This is a genomic window from Niallia circulans (assembly GCF_003726095.1).
Taxonomy (GTDB): domain Bacteria; phylum Bacillota; class Bacilli; order Bacillales; family Cytobacillaceae; genus Niallia; species Niallia circulans_A.
In genome coordinates this window covers 3345655-3368098 of record NZ_CP026031.1, presented here as the reverse complement: position 1 = coordinate 3368098, position 22444 = coordinate 3345655, and the positions used below count along the sequence as shown (strand labels likewise).

Annotated in this window: 24 protein-coding genes; 23 read left to right on the top strand and 1 reads right to left on the bottom strand. The window is 34.6% G+C overall.

The genetic code is table 11. The features are described from left to right. The first annotated feature begins 13 nt into the window (after positions 1-13). From C2I06_RS16135 to C2I06_RS16060, 16 genes are all read left to right on the top strand, one after another. Positions 14-901 (top strand): glycosyltransferase family 2 protein, encoded by an 888-nt coding sequence (locus tag C2I06_RS16135; protein ID WP_164463724.1) that lies wholly within the window; start codon positions 14-16, stop codon positions 899-901. Further along, positions 891-2252: a lipopolysaccharide biosynthesis protein gene (locus tag C2I06_RS16130; protein ID WP_123258439.1), complete on the top strand. Its 1362-nt coding sequence runs from the start codon at positions 891-893 to the stop codon at positions 2250-2252. Before C2I06_RS16135 ends, C2I06_RS16130 begins: the two co-directional genes overlap by 11 nt. Beyond that, on the top strand, positions 2249-3172 hold the full coding sequence (locus C2I06_RS16125; protein WP_123258438.1) for a beta-1,6-N-acetylglucosaminyltransferase: 924 nt from the start codon (positions 2249-2251) through the stop codon (positions 3170-3172). Before C2I06_RS16130 ends, C2I06_RS16125 begins: the two co-directional genes overlap by 4 nt. Beyond that, positions 3169-4230: a polysaccharide pyruvyl transferase family protein gene (locus tag C2I06_RS16120; RefSeq protein ID WP_123258437.1), complete on the top strand. Its 1062-nt coding sequence runs from the start codon at positions 3169-3171 to the stop codon at positions 4228-4230. The genes C2I06_RS16125 and C2I06_RS16120 overlap by 4 nt, the downstream gene beginning before the upstream one ends. A gap of 23 nt (positions 4231-4253) precedes the next feature. Further along, positions 4254-5441 (top strand): glycosyltransferase family 4 protein, encoded by a 1188-nt coding sequence (locus tag C2I06_RS16115; protein WP_123258436.1) that lies wholly within the window; start codon positions 4254-4256, stop codon positions 5439-5441. A gap of 18 nt (positions 5442-5459) precedes the next feature. Next, the gene (locus C2I06_RS16110) at positions 5460-6665 is read left to right on the top strand and encodes a glycosyltransferase family 4 protein (RefSeq protein ID WP_123258435.1); all 1206 of its coding nucleotides are present in this window, start codon (positions 5460-5462) and stop codon (positions 6663-6665) included. A gap of 11 nt (positions 6666-6676) precedes the next feature. Further along, entirely contained in the window at positions 6677-6988 is a 312-nt protein-coding gene (locus C2I06_RS16105; protein WP_163186326.1) for a PqqD family peptide modification chaperone, read from the top strand. Next, complete coding sequence (locus C2I06_RS16100) at positions 6976-7464, top strand: lasso peptide biosynthesis B2 protein (protein ID WP_123258433.1); 489 nt, start codon at positions 6976-6978, stop codon at positions 7462-7464. The genes C2I06_RS16105 and C2I06_RS16100 overlap by 13 nt, the downstream gene beginning before the upstream one ends. After that, positions 7442-8623, top strand: coding sequence for a nucleotidyltransferase domain-containing protein (locus C2I06_RS16095; RefSeq protein ID WP_123258432.1), 1182 nt, complete (start codon positions 7442-7444; stop codon positions 8621-8623). Before C2I06_RS16100 ends, C2I06_RS16095 begins: the two co-directional genes overlap by 23 nt. A gap of 3 nt (positions 8624-8626) precedes the next feature. Beyond that, positions 8627-10435, top strand: coding sequence for an ABC transporter ATP-binding protein (locus C2I06_RS16090; RefSeq protein ID WP_123258431.1), 1809 nt, complete (start codon positions 8627-8629; stop codon positions 10433-10435). A 22-nt stretch (positions 10436-10457) separates the two neighbouring features. Further along, the gene (locus C2I06_RS16085; RefSeq protein WP_123258430.1) at positions 10458-11843 is read left to right on the top strand and encodes a sugar phosphate nucleotidyltransferase; all 1386 of its coding nucleotides are present in this window, start codon (positions 10458-10460) and stop codon (positions 11841-11843) included. A 133-nt stretch (positions 11844-11976) separates the two neighbouring features. After that, a complete protein-coding gene (locus C2I06_RS16080) occupies positions 11977-13926 on the top strand; it encodes an asparagine synthase-related protein (RefSeq protein ID WP_095332655.1) in 1950 nt (649 codons plus the stop codon). Positions 13927-13969: 43 nt separating this feature from the next. Continuing rightward, positions 13970-14107 (top strand): paeninodin family lasso peptide, encoded by a 138-nt coding sequence (locus C2I06_RS16075; RefSeq protein WP_123258429.1) that lies wholly within the window; start codon positions 13970-13972, stop codon positions 14105-14107. Positions 14108-14229: 122 nt separating this feature from the next. Further along, the gene (locus C2I06_RS16070) at positions 14230-15159 is read left to right on the top strand and encodes a phosphoenolpyruvate carboxykinase (ATP) (protein WP_095332657.1); all 930 of its coding nucleotides are present in this window, start codon (positions 14230-14232) and stop codon (positions 15157-15159) included. Further along, positions 15156-15455, top strand: coding sequence for a lasso peptide biosynthesis PqqD family chaperone (locus tag C2I06_RS16065; RefSeq protein WP_123258428.1), 300 nt, complete (start codon positions 15156-15158; stop codon positions 15453-15455). Before C2I06_RS16070 ends, C2I06_RS16065 begins: the two co-directional genes overlap by 4 nt. Positions 15456-15473: 18 nt before the next feature. Beyond that, complete coding sequence (locus tag C2I06_RS16060) at positions 15474-15722, top strand: helix-turn-helix domain-containing protein (protein WP_095332661.1); 249 nt, start codon at positions 15474-15476, stop codon at positions 15720-15722. Between the two features lie 344 nt (positions 15723-16066). Here the strand turns inward: C2I06_RS16060 and C2I06_RS16055 are convergent, their stop codons facing one another. Beyond that, positions 16067-16867, bottom strand: a complete 801-nt coding sequence (locus tag C2I06_RS16055) for a hypothetical protein (RefSeq protein WP_123258427.1) — start codon at positions 16865-16867, stop codon at positions 16067-16069. A gap of 225 nt (positions 16868-17092) precedes the next feature. Here C2I06_RS16055 and C2I06_RS16050 point away from each other — a divergent pair, with 225 nt between their 5' ends. The 7 genes from C2I06_RS16050 to C2I06_RS16020 all read left to right on the top strand — a co-directional run bounded on the left by C2I06_RS16050 (position 17093) and on the right by C2I06_RS16020 (position 22415). After that, entirely contained in the window at positions 17093-17839 is a 747-nt protein-coding gene (locus C2I06_RS16050) for a YveK family protein (RefSeq protein ID WP_123258426.1), read from the top strand. Beyond that, positions 17826-18536, top strand: a complete 711-nt coding sequence (locus tag C2I06_RS16045; protein WP_123258425.1) for a CpsD/CapB family tyrosine-protein kinase — start codon at positions 17826-17828, stop codon at positions 18534-18536. The genes C2I06_RS16050 and C2I06_RS16045 overlap by 14 nt, the downstream gene beginning before the upstream one ends. Positions 18537-18661: 125 nt before the next feature. Continuing rightward, the gene (locus tag C2I06_RS16040; RefSeq protein WP_123258424.1) at positions 18662-19426 is read left to right on the top strand and encodes a tyrosine-protein phosphatase; all 765 of its coding nucleotides are present in this window, start codon (positions 18662-18664) and stop codon (positions 19424-19426) included. 112 nt (positions 19427-19538) lie between these two features. Next, positions 19539-20213, top strand: coding sequence for a sugar transferase (locus C2I06_RS16035; RefSeq protein WP_095332671.1), 675 nt, complete (start codon positions 19539-19541; stop codon positions 20211-20213). Positions 20214-20336: 123 nt separating this feature from the next. Further along, entirely contained in the window at positions 20337-20786 is a 450-nt protein-coding gene (gene pssD, locus C2I06_RS16030) for a PssD/Cps14F family polysaccharide biosynthesis glycosyltransferase (RefSeq protein WP_123258423.1), read from the top strand. After that, positions 20787-21278 (top strand): PssE/Cps14G family polysaccharide biosynthesis glycosyltransferase, encoded by a 492-nt coding sequence (gene pssE, locus C2I06_RS16025; RefSeq protein ID WP_095332675.1) that lies wholly within the window; start codon positions 20787-20789, stop codon positions 21276-21278. Beyond that, positions 21279-22415, top strand: a complete 1137-nt coding sequence (locus C2I06_RS16020) for a polysaccharide pyruvyl transferase family protein (RefSeq protein WP_123258422.1) — start codon at positions 21279-21281, stop codon at positions 22413-22415. It begins immediately after the preceding gene. The last annotated feature ends 29 nt before the right edge of the window (positions 22416-22444 follow it).

Below are 22444 nucleotides of genomic sequence, written 5' to 3'. Positions count from 1 at the left end.
TGAAGGTGGTTTGGTGGAATTAATATCCATTTGTATTTGTACTAGAAATAGAGTAGATGATTTGAAGAGTGCGATACATTCTATATATCAATCTACATACAAAAACTTTGAGATCATTATATCTGACGACAGTACAAATGATGAGTCGGAAAAAATGGTCACCGAGGAATTTCCAAAAGTTAAATATATACAGGGACCTCAGAAGGGACTTTGTTTTAATAGGAATAATGCATTAAAGCTTGTATCAGGATCGCGGGTTATGTTTATGGATGATGATGTTATCATGTCATATGATTTTCTAGAAAAAATCATAAATGGATTAATGAAGATAGAGCCCGCAAAACGCAAAAGGGCAATTATGACTGGAATAGAAATAAATAATGGTTCTGAAGTGTATCCGAACAAAATTGATTTTTTAGGGTTTCAGACTAAAGCGTATAAAAAAAAGGAGCCATTAAACACAATCATTATCAATAGTACTATCTTCCCTTTACAGATGTTTAAAAAAATTCAATTCGATCAACAGTTAGTTTATGGATATGATGAAGTTGATATAGCAGCTAGGGCACTTGCGCTAAATTATAAAATATATCTATGTAAAGATGCTATAAATAATCATTATCCCTCTGCAATTAATAGAGATTATTATCTGCCATATAAAGAAGCTTCTAGAATTTATGTAACATTTAAAAAGTATTATAAGCTTGAAAGAAGTATAGCAAAAGCGTTATTTTATTTAGGTTTTTGTTATGTTCACATGTTGGGCTATCAAGTTAAGAAAAACAATATAAAGGCGTTTTCCTCAACTTCTAATATTATGAAGAGAGCAATAGAGTATATAAGAAACTTAGAAAGTGAAATTGCATTTTACAAGGAAAAGGAAAAAGAGAATGAAATCTAAAAATAGGTTCTTATCGAACTTTATTCAGACATTTCAAAGTGAATTTATATTAATTATCATTACTCTAATTTCAGGGATTATAATTGCAAGAGTTTTAGGACCAGCGGGGAGAGGAGAATATTTAGCGATAACAATTTGGGGCAATCTATTAATGTGGTACTTTCATTTAAATATATATCAAACAGTTATTTATTATTGGCACAAAATGAAAGATAACAGAGAAAATTTATTGAAAACTTTGGCTGTGACCAGTCTTTTTCTAGGATTAGTTGCCACACTAGTAGGTGAATTTATAATTATTCCTTATGTAATGCCGAGTTTAGATAGTGAAGTTTTAATAGCGGCACGTTTATTTCTAATAGGGATTATACCAGGCATTATAAGTGAGGTTATTTTGGGAGCACTAGCGGCTGAGGAAAAATTTTTATTTGCGAATATGATGAGGATAATAAATCCAACTATTTCTACTACCTTTCTTATAATCATTTATTATATGGGGTTACTTGAAGTTTCAAGTGCTTTATATATATTACTTGGCTCTAATACTATTATTGCAATCGCTACATTTTTCATAGGGTACAAAAATAACTATTTTTCAGGGGATTTCCACTGGGAATTGATGAAAACTTTATGGTATGGAATGAAAGCTCAAGGAGGAACTGTTGCGGGGGCAACTTCAGCCAATGCTACTCAATTAGTATTGTCAGCGATGCTGCCACCAGCTGCACTTGGCTTTTATTCAGCTTCGGAAAGCTCAGTCAAGCCTTTGTCCACAATATCTACAGCATTGCAAAGAGTGAGTTTTCCAAGGTTAGCTGGATTATCTGCAGATCTTACACATCAAAGAACTTTGCGAATATGGACAAATAGCTTTATTGCAAACTCTATAACAGCTCTACCTTTCGCATTGCTACTTCCTTTATTGATACCAATCGTTTATGGGAAAGAATATATTCCATCTATTATACCTGCTGAAATATTAATTATTTATACATTTGTAAGAGGACAATCAATGATTATTAGAAATTCAATAAATGGTTATGGAAAAACCTTTATAAATACAACGACTGAAATAATATCCACCATTTTTATCTTTATCACTCTATCATTTACAGTAAAACATTGGGGAGTAATAGGCGCCAGTGTTATTGCTGTTTTATCATCTATACTAAAACTTATCCTATATTTAGTAGAATATAATAAACATATCCATCAATTGAAGCTGGTATATTTAATACCTAGCTTAGCAGATTTCAAGGCAATGATAATGGCTGCATTTAGTATTGTAAGAAAGGGAGTGTGGAAACGAGGAAGAATTAATAGCAAAATGGAAAGGGAAGTGTCTAAATGATAAGAATAGCTTTTATCCTTTTGGTTCATCAGAATCCAGACCAGATAATTAGGTTAGTAAATAAGTTAGACTCTCCTCATACTGATCTTTATATACATATTGATTCTAGGGCGGGAAAGACATTTATATTGAAGCTTAAAGAGAAACTAGAAAATAAAAAAAATGTGTATTTCATTAAAAATTATAAATGTTATTGGGGAGATTTTAGTTTAGTAAGAGCAACTTTGGAGGGATTGAGAAATGCTGCAACCGCAAATATCAAATATGATCATTATATACTACTAAGTGGTCAAGATTATCCAATATATCCAATCGAAGACATATTAAATTTCTTAGAGAAGAATAGGGAGAAATCTTTTATAGAATACACTAAGTTTTCCGAGATTAATTGGTATGAAGGTGGTTATGCCAGAACAAAGTATTGGTTCTTTAGGAGATTGCAGAGAAAGAAAGGAAATCCTTCGTTTTTAAATAAGGCAGTTTCCAAAACATGGAGTATTGTTAGAAAAAAGCTACCTGCAAGAAGGTTTCCTAATGATTTTCAGCTATATGGAGGATCCCAATGGTGGTGTCTAACAAATGAAGCAGTTCAATTTATTCTAGAGTACTTGCGTGAATACCCTCGTTTTGAAAAATTTTTTCATCATGTTGAAATACCTGATGAGATAATCTTTCAAACATTAGTGTTGAACTCACCATATAAAGATAAAGTTATAAATGACAATTTAAGATTTATGATATGGAGAGACACGACTAGCAGCCCCTCCATATTAATAGATAAAGATTATAACAGTATAGTCAATAGCGCTTCCTTATTTGCAAGGAAATTTGATATAAAAAAGGATACAAAGATACTTAAATTAATCGATGATTTTCATTTTGATATTCAAAACCTTGATAGAGAAAGGAGTAAGCTATGATTGTTAAAATGAAAGAGAGAATACCTTTGAACTGGAAGATAAATTATAAGTATTATAAATCAGCTACAAAATTTGTGATTCCATATGGAAAAAAAGATTTAAAAATATTTGTCACTATTGCATCTGATTATGGAAATTTAGGAGATATTGCTATTACTCAAACCCAGATTGCTTATTTGCAGACTATATATCCTAGTTATAATATAATCAGTGTTTATGCTAGTGAAACATATAGTGCCATGAAAGAAATGAAAAAAAAGTGCAGCGAAAAAGATATAATTACCATTATAGGTGGGGGAAATATGGGAGATTTATACAAGTCGTACGAAGAGTATAGAAGAACCATCATAAGGTATTTCCCTAAAAATAAAATAATATCATTTCCTCAAACAATCGACTTTTCCGAAACAGAATCAGGAAGAAAAGCACTTCTAAAAACGCAAGAAGTTTATTCGAGACATAGAAACCTACATCTATTAGCTAGAGAACCTATTTCATATGAAATAATGAAACGACTGTTTCCTTATAATAAAGTTTACCTTGTTCCTGATATTGTTTTATCACGAAACGAGGCTGAGCCAATTTTAAGTAGAGAGCATATTCTAGTTTGCTTAAGGAATGACATGGAAATTAACCTAGAAGAGTCTTTTAAAAGAACCCTCATAACTTTATTAGAAGGCGAAGTGGAACCACTAGTGTATTATGATACACATTTAGGCGATGGCGAAATAACGATGAGTAAAGGAAAAGAAGAATTAGAGAAGATATTTCATGCTTTTAAGAAATCCAAAATAGTTATTACCGATCGATTACATGGAATGATTTTTTGTGCAATAACCAAAACTCCGTGTATAGTTTTCCAAAATAGTAATCACAAAATAGAGGGTACTTACAATCAGTGGCTAAAGGGAATAGAATATATAAAATTATTGGATCCAACTGATATGGATACTATTAGAAGAGCGATTAAAGAGATGAAAGAGATAGATTTAGACAAAAGTGATATTTATAACTTCAAATTGGAATTTCAACCTTTGTTAGATGCACTTAACAACTAAAAGATAAATGGAGGTGTTAAACATTGAAAACAGCCATCATCCACGACTGGTTAGTAGTCTACAGCGGGGCGGAAAAAGTGCTGGAGGAATTACTTAAACTCTTCCCAGATGCAGATCTATACAGTACGGTCGAACATCTAGAAGCCAAAGATCGACATTTTATTCAAAATAAACAGGTGAAAACAACCTTTATACAAAAGCTTCCTTTTTCGAAGAAGAAGTATCGAAATTATCTTCCTCTTATGCCGTTAGCAATCGAGCAATTGGATCTTTCTAAATACGATTTAATCATCTCCAGTTCTCATGCAGTTGCAAAGGGAGTGATAACAGGTCCGGATCAGCTCCATATTTCTTACGTATATTCACCAATACGCTATGCCTGGGATTTGCAGCATCAATATTTAAGGGAATCGGGTCTTGAAAAGGGAATAAAAAGCTGGATAACAAGGTTCATTCTGCACTATGTTCGAAACTGGGATTATCGAACAGCAAATGGTGTGGATTTTTTTATGTGCGTATCTGACTTTATTGGGCGGAGAATTTGGAAGACGTATCGGAGGGAAGCCAAGACAGTATATCCTCCAGTAGATGTATCTGCGTTCACGTTAAGAGATGAGAAAGAAGATTTTTATTTAACTGCCTCACGGATGGTACCGTACAAAAAGATAGATACCATTGTAGAATCTTTTTCTTTATTGCCAGACAAGAAACTAGTTGTCATAGGAGATGGTCCAGACTTTAAGAAAATTAAAGCAAAAGCTGGACCAAATGTTATGTTGATGGGGTACCAGCCTTTTGAAGTATTAAAGGACTTTATGCAGCGTGCGAAAGGCTTTATTTTTGCTGCGGAAGAGGATTTTGGCATTGCTCCATTAGAAGCGCAAGCATGTGGAACACCTGTTATTGCATACGGGAAAGGCGGGTCTCGGGAGACAGTTAGAGGATACAATGAATCTACCAGTCCAACAGGGCTCTTTTTTTATGAACAAAATGTGGAAGCAATTGCGGCAGCTGTCCAAAAGTTTGAGCATATCCAGATAGATTCGATTAATTGCCGAAATCACTCCTTATATTTTTCGAATGAACGTTTTCAAAAAGAATTTAAAGCGTTTATTGATACCAAAATCAATGAATGGAGAATAGAAAAAGCTTTAGCAAGTGAAAAAGAGGCAACTTCTGAACACTGGCTGCATAAGAGAAAGAAGGCATGATAAAAAGGAGGCATTCCTATGAAAACAGCAATTATCCATGATTGGCTGGTAGTTTATAATGGGGCAGAAAAAGTACTAGAGGAGATACTCAAGATTTATCCAGATGCAGACCTTTACAGTACAGTCGATTACTTAGATGAGAAAGATCGGCATTTTATTCAACATAAGAAAGTGAACACGACTTTTATTCAAAAGCTTCCTTTTTCGAAAAGGAAGTACCGTTCGTATCTTCCCTTAATGCCATTAGCCATTGAACAATTAGATTTATCTAAATATGATCTCATTATCTCTAGCTCCTATGCTGTAGCAAAAGGGGTCATAACTGGACCAGATCAGCTGCATATTTCTTATGTTCATTCTCCTATTCGCTATGCTTGGGATCTTCAGCACCAATATTTAAAAGAAGCAGGGATGGATAAAGGAATAAAAGGATATTTAACTAGATTTCTACTGCACCAAATTCGTAATTGGGATTATCGAACAGCAAATGGTGTAGATTTTTTTATGTCTAATTCTGATTTTATCGGAAGAAGAATCTGGAAGGTTTATAAAAGAGAATCCCAAACAGTATATCCGCCCGTGGATATCTCTAAATTTAGCTTTTATCCAGACAAAGAGGATTTCTACCTTACTGCTTCCAGGATGGTTCCTTACAAGAAAATAGATACAATAGTTGAAGCATTTTCTCTGATGCCAGATAAGAAATTAATCGTAATTGGCGACGGTCCGGATTTTAAAAAAATTAAGGCGAAAGCAGGTTCAAATGTTCACTTGATGGGCTATCAATCCTTTCAAGTGTTAAAAGACCATATGCAGCGAGCAAAAGGTTTTATCTTTGCAGCGGAAGAAGACTTTGGCATAACCCCTCTAGAAGCACAGGCTTGTGGTACGCCAGTCATTGCTTATGGAAAAGGGGGGTCCTTAGAAACGGTCAAAGGATACAATGAATCGCTTCATCCAACGGGGTATTTCTTCTATGACCAAACTCCAGAAGCGATAAGAAGGGCTGTGGAGCAATTCGAACGATTACCATTCAATCCAGTCCACTGTCGAGAGCATGCTTTGAATTTCTCTCCGGAACGGTTTCGTACAGAATTCAAACAGTTTATAGAGGAAAAAATAGCGCACAAACAGCAAATTTGGGAAAAGGCAACGAAAATCAATGTAGTAAAATCTTATATCATTTCAGACGTTCACTGGACAAAGAAACAATCAATCAGTTAGGAGCGATGATGATGTTATTAAATGAGGAGTTAGTGAGAGATTGTTTTTATCAAGTTAATAAAGAAAATACATGTAAAGAATTAAATAGCCAAATGTATATATGGAATGAGCAAAATAATACGTATTACAAGATTGGAGAAATAGGGACTGTGATATGGGAATATTGCAAGTATCCGATAAGTGAGCAGCAAATCGTAGCAATGTTAATGGAGGACTATGAAGTTTCAAAAGAAGAATGTGAGCAGCAAGTAGAATATTTTTTAGCAGAATTATTAGCAGATAATTTACTAATAAAGGTAGATTTAAAAGCATGTTTAGAGTGATACGGAAAGTCAAGAAATTTATAGAAATGGATTTTAAACTAAAATGCCTAATGATGGAGGCATTTATTTTTTTGGCAAGAGGTAGGTTTTTGAAACTATTGCCATTCGCGAAAGTTGCTCCTAGTCTGGGCGAAGAATCGATGGAAACGGAAGTTCAGGTAAATGGCAATGAAAAGATGATAAAAGATGTATCTTTGGCGATTGAGACGATGAGCAAATATACATTTTGGGAAAGTGCTTGCCTTGTCCAAGCAATTGCAGCAACGAGAATGTTAAATAGAAGAAAGATTCCAACCACTTTATATCTAGGTATTGCTAGGGACCAAGCAGGCAAAATGGAGGCACATGCATGGGTTAGAAGTGGTTCTCATTATGTGACAGGTGCACGCGGTAAACAACGGTTCACCGTTGTGAATACATTTGCCGGTGGTATGAGTAAAAGAGGTGAAAAGAATGAAGGGATCAGAAGAAATTGATCTGCATAGCTGTGCTAATGAACTGCAGTTGTTATTAAGGCTATTGAATGAGGAAGAAGACTCCGTAAAACTGATAGAAGAATTTCATAAAAAGGTAGATTGGAAGGATTTTCTTCAGTTAGTTTATTTTCATAAAGTGTATCCATCCATCTATTTAAGATTGTCTGGTACAGACTCTCCCTATTTGCCTAACAACGTAGTCAAACTAGTAGAGGGTTTATATAAAGACAATACAATCAAAATGCTCCAATTGATCAAAGAACTAGATAATATTTCAACTGCATTAACGAAGAATGAGATCCGCATGCTGACTTTAAAAGGACCAATTCTTTCCTATTATTTGTACGGAGACTTATCTTCTAGAACTTCCAACGATCTTGACATTCTGATTTCCTTTCAAGATTTAAAGTCGACGATAGAAATACTTCGAGCAAAAGGATATGAAATGGAGTATGAACCACCACGAAAATTAAAAGACTGGCAAAAAAGAAACCATCATCTTGAATTCCTTCATAAAGAGAAAAATTGCAAAGTGGAGGTGCATTGGAGACTTCATCCTGGTCCTAGTAAAGAGCCGAGCTTTGAAGACTTATGGAATAATCGAAAAACGGTGTCTATAGGGACAACAACATTCTACACATTAGAAGAGGAAACATTATTCTACTATCTTGTAACACATGGAGCGCGTCATGGCTGGTTTCGAATTCGGTGGCTAGAAGATATTGTGCAACTGTTGAGGAGAGAAGAAGATATTAATAGTTTTCCAATGGTCTTTATGGAAAATCAAGCCTGCCACCTCTATCAACAAGCGCTCTATTTAGTAGAAAACCTACAATTAAGCCCAAAAAGGTATCAGAGAAAGATAAAGAAGCAATCGAAGGGACTTGCACAAAAGGCTTTTCTATTCATGAGAGAAAGAATCAACTTTTTTCATCCTCCAGACAAGACATGGGATAAGGAAGGAAAAAAGTATCTATTTATGATGAAACCATTTAAGCAGAAGGCAGCTTACATTATTCGGAAATTCTATGCCAATTCATGGGATGCAGAAGTGCTTCCTTTACCAAAATCATTGCACTTTCTTTATCTTCCATTAAGACCGATTTTATGGCTGTGGCGAGTAATTTTAAAGCAAAAAGTTTCACTTAGGAGACTTTAGAAAATGAGAAATCTTATTGTTTTTTTTAAGAAACTGCAGGCAGTTACTGGAACGAAGATGTATCTTAATATTTTTCTTAGCATTCTAATAAGTGCCCTTGAAGGAATTAGCATTTATCTTTTAATACCAATGCTTTCTGTTATTGGATTGTTGAATATGCAGATAAACGATCTGTTTCCTATTACTTTAATAGTAGCAGCAATGGAAAAGCTGCCTTTTCAACTAAATTTGACTTCTGTCTTATTGATTTATCTTATATTGATAGTTGGCCAGGCTTTGCTGCAACGGAGTCAAACGATTTTAAATACAGATATCCAGCAGAACTTTATTAAACAGTTGCGACTAGAGACATATGAATCACTTATCAAAGTGAAGTGGGAATACATGCTGAGAAAAAGAAAGTCGGATTTTAACTATATTCTCACAACAGAAATATCACGAGTCGGCGTGGGAACACATAGTATTATCCAATTAATCAGCATTGTATTTTTTACTATTGTTCAAATAATGCTGGCTTTTCTCTTATCACCATCCTTAACAAGCATTGTCTTAATTAGTGGTGGGCTACTTAGTGTTTTTATGAGGAAATTCGTGAGGAATTCTAAAACAATCGGCAAAGAAACAACAGAGTTAATGAACGATTACTTTGGAGGAATTACAGAACAGTTTAGTGGAATGAAAGATATGAAAAGCAATATGCTTGAGCCATCTTTCTTTGATTGGTTTCAGTCTAAGTCTCATTTAATACACCATAATGTGATGAATTTGGTTCGCTTAAATGCTAAGTCTGTATTCATTTATCGACTGATGGCTGGTTTCTTGATTGTTCTTTTTGTTTCTATTTCTTTTTCCTTTCTTAAACTGCCGCCAGAGAAGCTTATGGTAATTATTTTGATTTTTTCAAGATTATGGCCGCGATTTTCCTCCTTGCAAAGCAATGTAGAACAAATTGTTTCCATGTTTCCGGCATTAGATCATGTTCTGCGTGTTCAAGCGGAAAGTAACAAAAGCCAAGAATGGAGTACCTTTCGCACAAGGGAATGGGAGCCGTTTATTCTCGAACAAGCAATAGAATGTGACCATGTCTATTTCCGCTATCAAGCATCTCAGGAAGGCTGGACACTAACAAACGTAAATATTCATTTTCCGCTTAAGAAAACAACCGCAATAGTTGGGCCGTCAGGAGCGGGAAAGACGACATTAGTCGATTTAGTAATGGGCTTGCTGCAGCCTGAAAAAGGCAGATTGCTTGTAAACGGAAAATCGTTAACAGAGGAGGAGTTACTGTTATATCGGAATTCCATTAGTTATGTTGCTCAGGAGCCTTTTTTATTTCATAGCAGCATTCGAGATAATTTATTAATGGTTGCCCCAAAGGCGACAGAACTGGAATTATGGCAAGCTTTGTCATTTGCTGCTGCGGAGCACTTTGTTAAACAGATGCCGGAAGGATTGGATACGGTTATTGGAGATAGAGGAATAAGGCTTTCAGGCGGAGAGCGCCAGCGTCTTGTTTTGGCGAGGGCCATCTTGAGAAAACCAGCTATTCTCATACTAGATGAAGCAACAAGTGCATTAGATAGTGAAAATGAACAGAAGATTCAGCAGGCTATTGATCGATTAAAAGGGAAAATGACGATAATCGTAATTGCTCATCGTTTATCAACGATTCGAAATGCAGATAAGGTATTAGTCTTGGAATCTGGAAAGGTAATACAAGAAGGAGAATATAAGCAATTGACGCAAACAAAGGGAGCGTTAAGAAAAATGCTTGTTTCCCAAGAATTAGCTGGAAATCAAACGTTGGCTTAATTTCAAAAAGGAGAGGATGAAATTGAAACTTGTTTTATTGTCTGGCGGCTCTGGCAAACGTCTATGGCCGTTGTCCAATGATGCCCGTTCAAAGCAGTTTCTGAAAGTGTTAACCGATGAAGAGGGCAATAAGGAATCGATGGTTCAAAGAGTATGGGGACAGCTAGAAAAAAATGATCTTGCTAAGGATTCGCTGATTGCAACAAGTAAATCACAAGTGGAAATGATTCAAATACAAGTGGGAACACAAGTGCCGATTGTGGTGGAACCAACAAGAAGGGATACATTTCCAGCAATTGCTCTAGCTGCTGTCTATTTATATTCTGTTAAAGGCTGCAGTCCTCATGAAGTGATAGCGATACTTCCTGTTGACCCTTTTGTAGAGAATCACTTTTTTTCAAAGGTAAAAGAGCTTGAGAAAACGCTGATAGAAAGTACTGCAGAGCTTGCTTTAATAGGAGTGCAGCCAACCTATCCTTCTGAAAAATATGGATATATGGTTCCTTATGATGAAGAAAAGAGGAACTATATCCGAGTATCCGCCTTCAAGGAAAAGCCGAGACGAGAAGAGGCAGAAAGACTAATAGAAAGTGGCGGATTATGGAACAGTGGGGTGTTTGCTTTCCGAATCGAATATCTGCTTAATATCTTGTTGGAAAGAGGCTACCCTATTCAATATGAACAACTAGTAAGTCAATATCACCTATTACCCCATAATAGCTTTGACTACGAGGTGGCAGAGAAGGCAGAGCAAGTAATTGCTTTATCTTATACGGGCTATTGGAAAGACCTTGGAACCTGGAATACGTTAACAGAGGAAATGCAAAATCCGATTAGTGGAAAGGGCTTTGTTAGTAAAGGGATCACCAATTCTCATATTGTAAATGAGTTGGATATTCCTATTACATTAATTGGTTTAGATGATGTGGTGGTGGCGGCAAGTCCAGATGGTATTTTAGTAACAAATAAAGAGGATAGTCTGAAAGTGAAGGAAATATTAAAAGACCTAATAGAAAGACCTATGTTTGAAGAGAGAAGGTGGGGCTGGTATAAGGTGCTAGAACACACGAAATATCTCGAAGGAAATGAAGTTTTAACAAAAAGAATATGTGTAGAAACCGGGAAGAACCTGAGCTATCAAGTTCATTACAAACGAAGTGAGGTATGGACAGTTGTTAAAGGAGAGGGTGTCCTGGTATTAGATGATCAACTACAGCATATTCGGTCAGGGGATGTTATTCATATACCTCTAGGAACAAAGCATGCTTTAAGAGCAACAAGTACAATGGAAATTATTGAAGTACAGACTGGCAGTGAGCTAGTTGAAGAGGATATTTATCGATTCTCTCTAGAATGGAAACAAATAATGAATGAAATAACCTTTAAAAATCTCGCGATAAATTTATAAACAGGTATTGCTAGGAAGGCTTTAGTATGATATGTTCTTAATAAAGAATAAGGTGGGGGAACACTACTTAATATTCGTATTTTTTTAACTGTTTCGTTCTTTATTAAGAATAAATGAAGGTGAAGTACAATAAATGAGTGGTATAGCTGGAATCTTATATGAAAATCAAGCGAACATAGCAACGGAGTATGCTGGGAAAATAATGAATGGGTTTCAAGGATTCCCTTCCGATGATATTCAAGTATATAGCAGGATGAATATTTTCCTTGGCTGTCATGCACGGTGGATTACACCAGAATCAATGGGAGAGAGAAATCCCTATTACGATAAAACGAGCGGGGTGGTAATTACCTCTGATTCTATTATCGATAACCGAATGGAATTGTTTCAATCCCTGCAGGTTGATTGTTCCTTGCAGCAAACTATTTCTGATACGCAGTTAATCCTTCTTGCTTATCTTAAATGGGGGGAAGAAACCCCGAAATATCTGATTGGAGATTTTGCCTTTTTTCTTTGGGATGAAAGGCAGCAAAAGTTATTTGGTGCAAGAGACTTTTCGGGAAGCAGAACTTTATATTATGTGTATAAGGATAGGCAGTTTTACTTTTCAACAATAATAGAATCGTTATTGAAATTACCAAATGTTAAGCAACGGTTAAATGAGGAATGGCTAGCTGAATATTTAGCTATTGCTGGGGTAGTAGATACGGTTGATTCTTCCATTACGCCTTTTGTCGGGATTGAGCAAGTGCCGCCATCACATAGCATCACAATTGAAAAAGGAAGGAAAAAAGTAAAGAGATATAGTCAGATAAGCTCGGAAGTAAAACCAATACATTTACCTAGTGATAATGACTATGTAGAAGCATTTCAGGAGATTTATCAATCAGCTGTTCAAGCAAGGCTTAGAACCCATAAAAAGGTGGGGTCTCAGTTAAGTGGTGGATTGGATTCAGGATCGGTTGTCAGCTTAGCAGCCAAACATCTTCCAGAAGATGCTGGCTTACATACTTTTAGCTATATACCACCTAAAGATTTTATTCCATTTGGTCCGAAGAATTTAGTAGCCAATGAATCATCCTTTGTACATAAAACAGTGAATTATATTGGCCGTTTGCAGGATCATTATCTGGATTTCGAAGGGAAGGATTCCTACAAACAGATAGACGAATTTTTAGAAATAATGGAAATGCCCTATAAGTTTTTTGAAAATTCATTTTGGATTAAGGGGATTTTTGAAGAGGCGCAAAAACGGGACATTGGTATTCTTCTGAATGGAAATCGCGGAAACCTGTCTATATCGTGGGGAGGGGTGCAGGATTATTTTCCTCTTCTGCTAAAACAATGTAGATTGCTTAAGCTCTATAAAGAAGTGGAAGCATATAGCAAAAACATTGCAAGACCGCGGAAAAGGGTTGCTGCGATGGTGCTTAGAGAAACTTTTCCTTTTTTAAATCAGCAAAGGAAGAAATATACAACGGGAGGGCCGCCGCCGCTGATTAATCCAGAGTTTGCAGCGAAAACAAGAATATATACGAAATTAGCAGAAGCAGGAATGGATGCAACAGGATGGTTTTCTGAATTAAACGCATTTGAGCAAAGGAGAAGACATTTTGATGACTTATTTCACTGGAATGCTTCCAATACATTCATGACCAAACTTTCGCTGAAATATGGATTAATCAGTCGAGACCCGACAAATGATATACGAGTTATTCGTTTTTGTTTGTCTATTCCAGAAGATCAGTATGTACAGAAGGGAATGGATCGTGCCCTGATAAGAAGAAGTACGGAGGGGTATTTGCCTGATGAAATACGACTGAATCAGCAAATAAGAGGGGCTCAAGGGACGGATTGGCTTTATCGAGTGATTCCCCATTGGAAGAGTCTATTGCAGGAGGCTAGGGAGGTTTCAAAAGATCCAGTGATTCTTTCTTATATCAATTATAATTGCTTGAAAAGGGGACTGGATAAGTTAGGAAAAGGAGCAATTTCTGAATACGCAGTGGATCCTGATGTCCGAGCATTGTTCAGAAGCATTATCGTGTATCGGTTTCTAAAGAAGCTAAAATTGGCAGGATGAGTAGGAAGATACTAGATCTTTCAACTTGAAGGGAGGTGATAAGATGAATAAGCTTGAATGGAAAGAGCCGAACTTAGAAGTTTTAGATGTTAAAGAAACGATGGCAGGACCATTTAATAACAATAAGTTAGATGCAACGTATGAAACGGGAACGCCATTCCCTGATCTTGGCTGGAGCTAATGCTCAATTCCACTTTTAGGACATAATAGTTATATTTTTTCAATCTGCCTCCATCCTTCGCTGCTAAGAAGGTTGAGGCTTTTCTTTTTGAAAGGATAAGGAAGAAGGTGTAGGAGGGAAATATGATAACAAAAAGCGCATTTCGTTATTATGCTTTTGGATGCCATGTGTACAGCGAATTCATGCTGCCGGAGTTATGTAAAGAAGAAAAGGTAGAAGCCATTCCAGAACTAGTGATTAAAGAAAAAGACCTGCGGGAATATTGGAATGCTAAAGCAAAAGCAAATAACTATTTTGTCATAGAGAGGGATATGGTTCTCTTCCATGTTCCAAATATCGCGATATTCTTAATCGAAAAAGGAGAAAGCATTTCTATCACGTTGTTGTCGGCAAATAAAATGGATGAAATGCGTCTCTATTTATTAGGTACATGTATGGGTATTCTGCTCATGCAAAAACGAATTCTTCCTCTTCATGGCAGTGGAATTGTGATAGAGGGAAAAGTATATGCCATTGTAGGGGACTGTGGCGCGGGCAAGTCCACATTAGCAAGAGCATTTTTACAAAAAGGCTATAAATTGATAAGTGACGACATTATTCCAGTCCAATTAAATAAAGGCGGAAATCCAATTGTTATCCCTACCTATCCCTATCAAAAGTTATGGCTTGAGAGTTTGCATGAGTTTGAAATGACTAATCGTTCTTTCAAACCGATTGCTTATCGAGAAGAGAAATTTAGTGTGCCGATAGAACAGCAGTTTGAAACAAGCTGTCTCCCGCTGGCAGGCATCTTTGAGCTCACAAAAAAGGATGGAGAGAAGATTGAAATAAAAGAAAAACGGAATCTTGAACGGCTGCAAATATTGTATAAGCATACTTTTCGGAACAGCTTTCTACAACCATTAGGTTTATTGGAATGGCACTTAATAACCACATCTAAATTCTTAAAAAGTACCTTTATTTATAAAATCGAGCGGCCGAAATCTCGCTTTACTGTAAATGAACTGGTAGAACTTATTTTAACAAAGCAAAAGGGAGAAGAAGACAAATGAGGAAAACACAAACGCAAATAGATAAACAGACGATCGTTGTGCAAACCCTAGGACATATTGTGAGTGATATGAATGGAGAAAAAGTAATGTTAAGCATTGCGAATAGCAAATACTATAATTTAGGCCATATTGGAGGCGATATTTGGGAATTAATAAAGGAGCCAATCTCGATTGACAGAGTGGTAGCTACCTTAATGGAAAAGTATGACGTAACACAACGAAAATGCGAGCAGCATGTTTGTTCCTTCTTGGAAACATTAAAAGAGGAAGGTTTGATTACAATAAAGAGTACCTAAAGGAAAAGAGGAGAATGAATGATTGGCGAAAGAATTCGATATTTACGTCAGCGAAAAGGTTATTCGTTATCTAGGTTGGCAAAAGAGGCAGAGGTATCCAAAACATACTTAAGCAACATCGACAGAGGCTTACAAAATAATCCCTCTCTACACTTCTTAGAAAAAGTAGCGGCTAAACTAGGAACAAGCGTGGAATACTTAATTAGTGATGATTTTGAAAAGGATATGCTTAATAATAATGCAAGCAGTAAAGGAACGATCAAATAGACGTAAGAGCCATCAAAAGATACATAGTTAAACTTTGATAAAGGGAAAGTAATCCCCTTTCTGCCTACTTTCCCTGCAATCCCTCCTAAAAGATTTTAATCCTCCCATCGTTCTTCATTTTCATTCATTATGTTATTCATACAATTACAGCAGACAGACATCCTTTAAGGTTGAGTAAAATAATATATATAATAGAAGAAACTAGGTAGCGCTTACAGGAAAGAGATAGGAGTAAAGTAATATTTACAAATATTCAGAAAATGTGATAACATGCTATCCATGTGCGTTATACAGAACTATTTTCTTGAAAAAAAAAGCGAGAAATTCTCGCTTAATGAAAAGATTTATTCTGATATAAGTTTTTTAGACAGATAGCTGCTCCAAACTTTAAAGCCTTGTTCATTTGCTTGTGATCTATCACCTAACTCAACGTAATAATCTTTAAGTTTTAAATCATTGCTCTCAGGCCATGCTTCCCAATGATTCCAATAGGGAATTTCTTTCGATTCAGCAAATTTCTTCAAATCGCTTACTTGCATAGGATAGAGGCCTGCATTATACAGGGGATGTGCTGGCATTAAAACAAATGTTACATCTGGCAGGACATCTTTTGTTTCATTAATCACTTGGTTGACATTCAATAAGGTTGTAGAAATATCAACTACTCCGTTATCATTCAACAAAAAAGGCTCCCAGATAACCATATCTGGCTTCTGTTCGATAATAGATTCATATTCATTATTATTTACATAATCGGATGAAGTTTCTTCATATGTAATGCTATCAATTGTTACATATTTATCATATTTACTAGCTAATGCTTCTTGCAATGGTGTAATTAACCCAAGCTCTTGATCACCAATTTCATCGGAACCAACCAATAATATATGAAAGGGTTGTTTCTCTGTAAGTTTCTCTTCCAGTACTTTCTGTGCACTTTCTGGCCATGACTTTGCAAAGCTCATATAGTAATCAAGACTAAAGTACTGGTCTTTATTCTCTTTATTTTCTACTTTACTATCTGCTTCTTTAGTAGGATGGATGTTAGATAGAGGACGGTCCTCCCGAATATTCCAATGGATATTCCCAATAACAAGAATAGCCACGAGAATAATAGAAAGGATGGATAAAATAATAGCTTTCATTGAAACCTCCTAAAATTTAAGTATAGTCTTTTAGTAATCTACCAAATTAGTACATTAGATAGGAAACTTCTCCCTTTTTAAAAAAATATATATCAAAAATGTAAATTAATTGATATAGTAAAACACGTAAAAACTTTTCATTTAAAATTATGACAAGAAATGACAATATATGCAACGTTATATGATATAATATTTTTGGTTTTTATATTTTTCTAGGAGGAAGTCATGGAAGAAACTATTAGTCTAAAAGAATTATTTGATACGTTAAAGAAAAGAGTATCACTTATTGTCTCCATTACATTAGTAGCAATGATAGTAAGTGCTGTTGTAAGTTATTTTATTATTACGCCAGAGTATAAATCATCGACACAAATTCTTGTAAACCAGGCAAAAGATGATTCAAAAGCTGTATTAAATTCAGGGGAAGTACAAGCAAACGTACAATTAATAAACACGTATAGTGTTATTTTAAAAAGTGCGGCTATCTTAAATATTGTAAAAGACGAATTGGATTTAGATATGAGTGTGTCTACATTGAACAGTAAAGTTACAGTAGAAAGTTCACAAGGTTCACAGGTTATGACTGTATCAGTCACAGATGCTGACCCAACAGTGGCCTTGCAAATTGCAAATAAAACAGCAGAAGTATTCGAAAAAGAAATTAAGAATATTATGAGTATCGATAATGTCACTGTATTGCCATTAGCAGAAGATCAAGAAAATCAATCTCCTGTTAGTCCTAATCCACCATTAAATATTGCAATTGCAGCAATAGTTGGATTAATAATAGGTGGTGGAATAGCGTTCCTATTGGAATATCTTGATAACACAGTAAAAACAGAACAAGATATTGAGAAATTACTAGAGTTACCAGTACTAGGAGCTATTACAAAAATTGATGAAAGTTTTGAAGCAAAACAAAGAGGCACTCAAAAAGGAAGAGGTAGGGGGGATTTACTTGGCAGCAAGTAAAAGAGCAAAAAAAGGCGGACTAGGACTGAATAATAGAAGGAAGCTTATCGCAAAGTATGATCCTAAATCACCTATTTCTGAACAATACAGAAATATTCGAACCAATATCCTTTATTCAAGTATAGATGAAGAAATTCGGTCTATTTTAGTCACTTCTTCTGGACCTGGGGAAGGGAAATCAACCACAACTGCTAACTTAGCAATTGTTTTTGCTCAACAAGGCAAAACAGTGTTACTAGTGGACGCTGATTTACGTAAACCGACTGTGCATTATACGTTTAATTTAAATAATACAACTGGATTGACCTCTATATTAACGAACCAAATGGAGTTAATGGAAGCTGTTCACCAGTATGACGAGAAAAATTTATATGTTCTTCCAAGCGGTCCAATACCACCGAATCCCTCTGAGTTATTAGGATCAAAAGCCATGAGCTATTTCCTAGAACAAGCTTTAGAAGAATTTGATATTGTCTTATTTGATACTCCACCAGTTATGGCGGTAACGGATGCTCAAGTCCTGGCAAATCTTTGTCATGGAAGTATTTTAGTGGTAGGTAGTGGGAAAGCGGATAAAGATGCTGTGGTAAAAACAAAAGAACAGCTCGCTTCTTCTACAGGGAAAATATTGGGCGTTGTATTAAATAATAAAAAGAATGATAAAAATAGTAATTACTATTATTACGGCACAAACTAATATCTAACAAGATATAATCGAAAATACCGCCGGTATATGCTATTTACGGAAAAAATGATCAATGTTACTATTTGATAATGTGATAGAAAGATACTAAATGAATAAAAATAGAGAGGTGTAGCACGATGATTGATATACATTGTCATATATTACCGAATATTGATGATGGAGCACAGACATTAGAAAATAGTTTAGAGATGGCTAAGACTGCTATTAATGAAGGGATTACAACAATTATTGCTACACCTCATCATAAGAATAACCAATATATTAACGAGAAGTCATCCATTCTAGAAAAGGTTAATGACTTAAATGCTGTTTTAAAACAAGAAAACCTTCCTCTTAATATACTTCCAGGGCAGGAAGTTCGAATTTATGGAGAAGTGTTAGAAGATTATAATAAGGGTGAGGTTCTAACACTGAATCATACAAAATATCTTTTCATTGAATTTCCTTCTTCCTCTGTACCACGATATGCAGAAAGATTATTATATGAATTGCAAACAGAGGGGATTATTCCAATTATTGTACACCCTGAAAGAAACAAAGAATTGCAAGAAAAACCGGATCTTCTTTATAAGTTTGTAAAAAACGGAGCATTGACTCAAGTAACAGCATCCAGTGTAGTAGGATACTTTGGGAAAAATGTGAAAAAGTTTTCGGAACAGATGATAGAGCATAATTTAACTCATTTTATTGCTTCAGATGCCCATAATATTCATAATCGCACTTTTAAAATGGCTGAGTCTTTAGAGATGATTAAAGAAAATTTTGGAATGGATTATATTTATCTTTTTAAAGAAAATGCTGAATTACTAATTGAAGATAAAAATATAATAAAAGAGATTCCAGAGCGTATACAAAGAAAGAAGTTTTTAGGAATATTTTAATTATATAATTTACTAGATAACTAATAATAGAAGCTATAATAATTGTTATTGTAATTTTATTATTAGTTATCTATAGACTACATAAAAAAGTTAAGGGATAGGTGGTATAGTGATGTCTGAATTTTATAAGGATCAATCTCTGTATTTAGAAAAGAAAAAGAATATATCTGTAAATACAGCTCGAAGCTACCTTGTAATGAAAAGATCAATAGACATCATTGGTTCATTTTGTGGATTAATTGTTCTAAGTATCCTTTTTATTATTATTGGTCTTTTAATTAAATTAGAAGATCCAAAAGGGAAAGTTTTCTTTAAACAATTAAGAGTAGGAAAAGATGGAAGAGAATTTTATATGTATAAGTTCCGCTCGATGGCTTCTGATGCTGAAGAGCGATTGAAAGAATTATTAGCTTTAAATGAGGTTTCAGGTGCAATGTTTAAGATGAAGGATGATCCACGAGTAACAAAAGTGGGTAAGTTTATCCGAAAAACTAGTCTAGATGAATTACCGCAGTTGATTAATGTGCTGAAGGGTGAAATGAGTTTAGTAGGCCCGAGGCCACCACTTCCTCGAGAAGTGGCAGAATATACTCCATATGATAAACAAAGACTATTAGTAGTGCCAGGATGCACAGGGTTGTGGCAAGTTAGCGGGAGAAGTAATATTGGGTTTTCTGAGATGGTAGAGTTGGATTTGCTTTATATCAAAGAGAGATCTATTATGAAAGACATTAAAATTATCTTAAGAACAGTTTTAGTGTTATTTGGATCAAAAAATGCATTTTAATTTCGTAGGAATAATCTAATAAGCAGAATAATCGAGTAGAAATTAAGTTTTTAAAGATACTTTTAATAGTTAATAATTATTATTGTTTTAAAATAAATAGGGTAATTAGTGAGGAATAATATTATGAAAGTTTGTTTAGTTGGTTCAAGTGGAGGTCATTTAACGCATCTTCATATGTTAAAACCTTTTTGGGAAAATGAAGAAAGATTTTGGGTTACCTTCGATAAGAGTGATGCTAAAAGTATCTTAAAAAATGAAAAAATGTACCCATGTTACTACCCAACCAATCGTAATGTGAAAAACACAATTAGAAATACAATTTTAGCTTATAAAATCTTAAAAAAGGAAAGACCAGATATTATTATTTCCTCTGGTGCCGCTGTTGCTGTGCCTTTTTTTTATCTAGGAAAGTTATTTGGTTGTAAAACAGTGTATATAGAGGTATTTGATAGAATTGATTCACCAACCCTTACTGGAAAATTAGTATATCCTGTTTCTGACAAATTTATTGTTCAATGGGAAGAAATGAAGAAGGTATATCCTAAAGCAATAAATTTAGGAGGTATTTTCTAGATGATATTTGTAACAGTTGGAACACATGAGCAACAATTTAACAGGTTAATTATGGAAATTGATCAATTAAAAGCAAATGGAAGAATTGATGATGAAGTCTTTATTCAAACAGGTTATTCAGATTACGAGCCAAAGCACTGTCAGTGGACAAAGTTTGTAAGTTTTGATGAAATGACGAATTACATTGAAAAATCTCGTATAGTAATTACCCATGGAGGTCCAGCAAGCTTTTTAAGTGTTTTAGAAAAGCATAAATCCCCGATTGTAGTGCCTAGGAAATTTGAGTTTGATGAACATGTAAATAATCATCAATTTGATTTTGCAAAGAGAATCCAAGAGCGTGGTTATGGAATATATTTGGTTGATGATATAAAAGACTTATCTGAAACTATTAAAAATTTCTCGGATACCAATGAGGATTTTGTATCAAATAATACACAATTTATCGATCAATTCAAAATAATTATTAAAGATTTAATGAGGAGCAAGTGAATGAAAACAGTAGGAATTATGTCAATGCAAAGAATCTATAATTATGGATCATTCTTACAGGGTTATGCCTTAAAGCGGCTAATAGAAATGTCTGATCAGAATATTGAGGTGCAATTTCTAGATTATCGTCCGGGAGATCCTTTAATTAAAACTGATATTGCTGATAGGAAAAATAGTTTCAGTAGAAAGATTAGTAAAATTAAAGAATATAATCAAGTTAATGCTAAATTGATAGATAAGATTCGCTTTTTTAATCACAAAAGAACATATGCTAACCGTTTTTTTCCGCTTCTCGGTTTAACTGAACAACCTAATTATAATTATAATGTTGATGTACAAGTTATTGGTAGTGATGAGGTATTCAATTGTGTGCAATCAAATAGTAATGTTGGATTTTCTAGAGATCTTTTTGGACATAATTCTGAAGCAAAGAAAGTCATTTCGTATGCAGGGTCTTTTGGTAATACAACATATGAAAAAATAAATGAATATTCAATTGGTGAAATGTTAAAGGAAGATTTTCAGGCATTTGCTCAAATCTCCGTTAGAGATGAAAACTCTCGCAGTGTAATAGAAAAACTCACTGGCAATAATCCTTCAGTAAATGTAGATCCTGTTTTAGCATATGATTATATGAAATTAGAATCGAAAATTCCCAAAAATCGTCTATTTAAAGATAAATATATTATAGTTTATGGATATTCTGGCAGGCTTACTAGTGAAGAAAATAAAATGATTAAGGAATATGCTAGAAATAAAGGTGCTAAGGTAATATGTATAGGCGGCGTCCAAGATTGTTGTGATAAATTTATTGATTGTGACCCGTTTGAAGTTTTAGCTTATTTTCGTGATGCTGAGTCCATTGTTACTGATACTTTTCATGGAACAATATTTTCAATTATAAATAATAAACAATTTTGTACAATAATTAGAAAAAGTGTTGGAAACAGTTATGGTAACGAAGAAAAGCTAGGTTATTTATTAGGTTTATTTGGTCTTGATTCTCAACGTTCAGATAACTTATCATTAGATGGCTTGTCCTCAATATTATCTAATGAAATTGATTATGATAGTGTCAATAAAAAACTAAACCTAGAGAGAGAAAAGGCGATAAATTATTTGAAATCTAATATATAGTTGTACTTTTGATAAGAAGAGGAGTATAT

Bases quoted from the DNA above. Each gene is read 5' to 3' on its own strand.
- C2I06_RS16080 (WP_095332655.1), top strand. From the start codon at position 11,977: ATGAGTGGTATAGCTGGAATCTTATATGAAAATCAAGCGAACATAGCA.
- C2I06_RS16100 (WP_123258433.1), top strand. From the start codon at position 6,976: ATGTTTAGAGTGATACGGAAAGTCAAGAAATTTATAGAAATGGATTTT.
- C2I06_RS16095 (WP_123258432.1), top strand. From the start codon at position 7,442: ATGAAGGGATCAGAAGAAATTGATCTGCATAGCTGTGCTAATGAACTG.
- pssD (WP_123258423.1), top strand. From the start codon at position 20,337: ATGAAAGTTTGTTTAGTTGGTTCAAGTGGAGGTCATTTAACGCATCTT.
- C2I06_RS16075 (WP_123258429.1), top strand. From the start codon at position 13,970: ATGAATAAGCTTGAATGGAAAGAGCCGAACTTAGAAGTTTTAGATGTT.
- C2I06_RS16120 (WP_123258437.1), top strand. From the start codon at position 3,169: ATGATTGTTAAAATGAAAGAGAGAATACCTTTGAACTGGAAGATAAAT.
- C2I06_RS16060 (WP_095332661.1), top strand. From the start codon at position 15,474: ATGATTGGCGAAAGAATTCGATATTTACGTCAGCGAAAAGGTTATTCG.
- C2I06_RS16105 (WP_163186326.1), top strand. From the start codon at position 6,677: ATGTTATTAAATGAGGAGTTAGTGAGAGATTGTTTTTATCAAGTTAAT.
- C2I06_RS16070 (WP_095332657.1), top strand. From the start codon at position 14,230: ATGATAACAAAAAGCGCATTTCGTTATTATGCTTTTGGATGCCATGTG.
- C2I06_RS16035 (WP_095332671.1), top strand. From the start codon at position 19,539: ATGTCTGAATTTTATAAGGATCAATCTCTGTATTTAGAAAAGAAAAAG.
- C2I06_RS16090 (WP_123258431.1), top strand. From the start codon at position 8,627: ATGAGAAATCTTATTGTTTTTTTTAAGAAACTGCAGGCAGTTACTGGA.
- C2I06_RS16110 (WP_123258435.1), top strand. From the start codon at position 5,460: ATGAAAACAGCAATTATCCATGATTGGCTGGTAGTTTATAATGGGGCA.
- C2I06_RS16020 (WP_123258422.1), top strand. From the start codon at position 21,279: ATGAAAACAGTAGGAATTATGTCAATGCAAAGAATCTATAATTATGGA.
- C2I06_RS16065 (WP_123258428.1), top strand. From the start codon at position 15,156: ATGAGGAAAACACAAACGCAAATAGATAAACAGACGATCGTTGTGCAA.
- C2I06_RS16040 (WP_123258424.1), top strand. From the start codon at position 18,662: ATGATTGATATACATTGTCATATATTACCGAATATTGATGATGGAGCA.
- C2I06_RS16050 (WP_123258426.1), top strand. From the start codon at position 17,093: ATGGAAGAAACTATTAGTCTAAAAGAATTATTTGATACGTTAAAGAAA.
- C2I06_RS16130 (WP_123258439.1), top strand. From the start codon at position 891: ATGAAATCTAAAAATAGGTTCTTATCGAACTTTATTCAGACATTTCAA.
- C2I06_RS16125 (WP_123258438.1), top strand. From the start codon at position 2,249: ATGATAAGAATAGCTTTTATCCTTTTGGTTCATCAGAATCCAGACCAG.
- pssE (WP_095332675.1), top strand. From the start codon at position 20,787: ATGATATTTGTAACAGTTGGAACACATGAGCAACAATTTAACAGGTTA.
- C2I06_RS16055 (WP_123258427.1), bottom strand. From the start codon at position 16,867: ATGAAAGCTATTATTTTATCCATCCTTTCTATTATTCTCGTGGCTATT.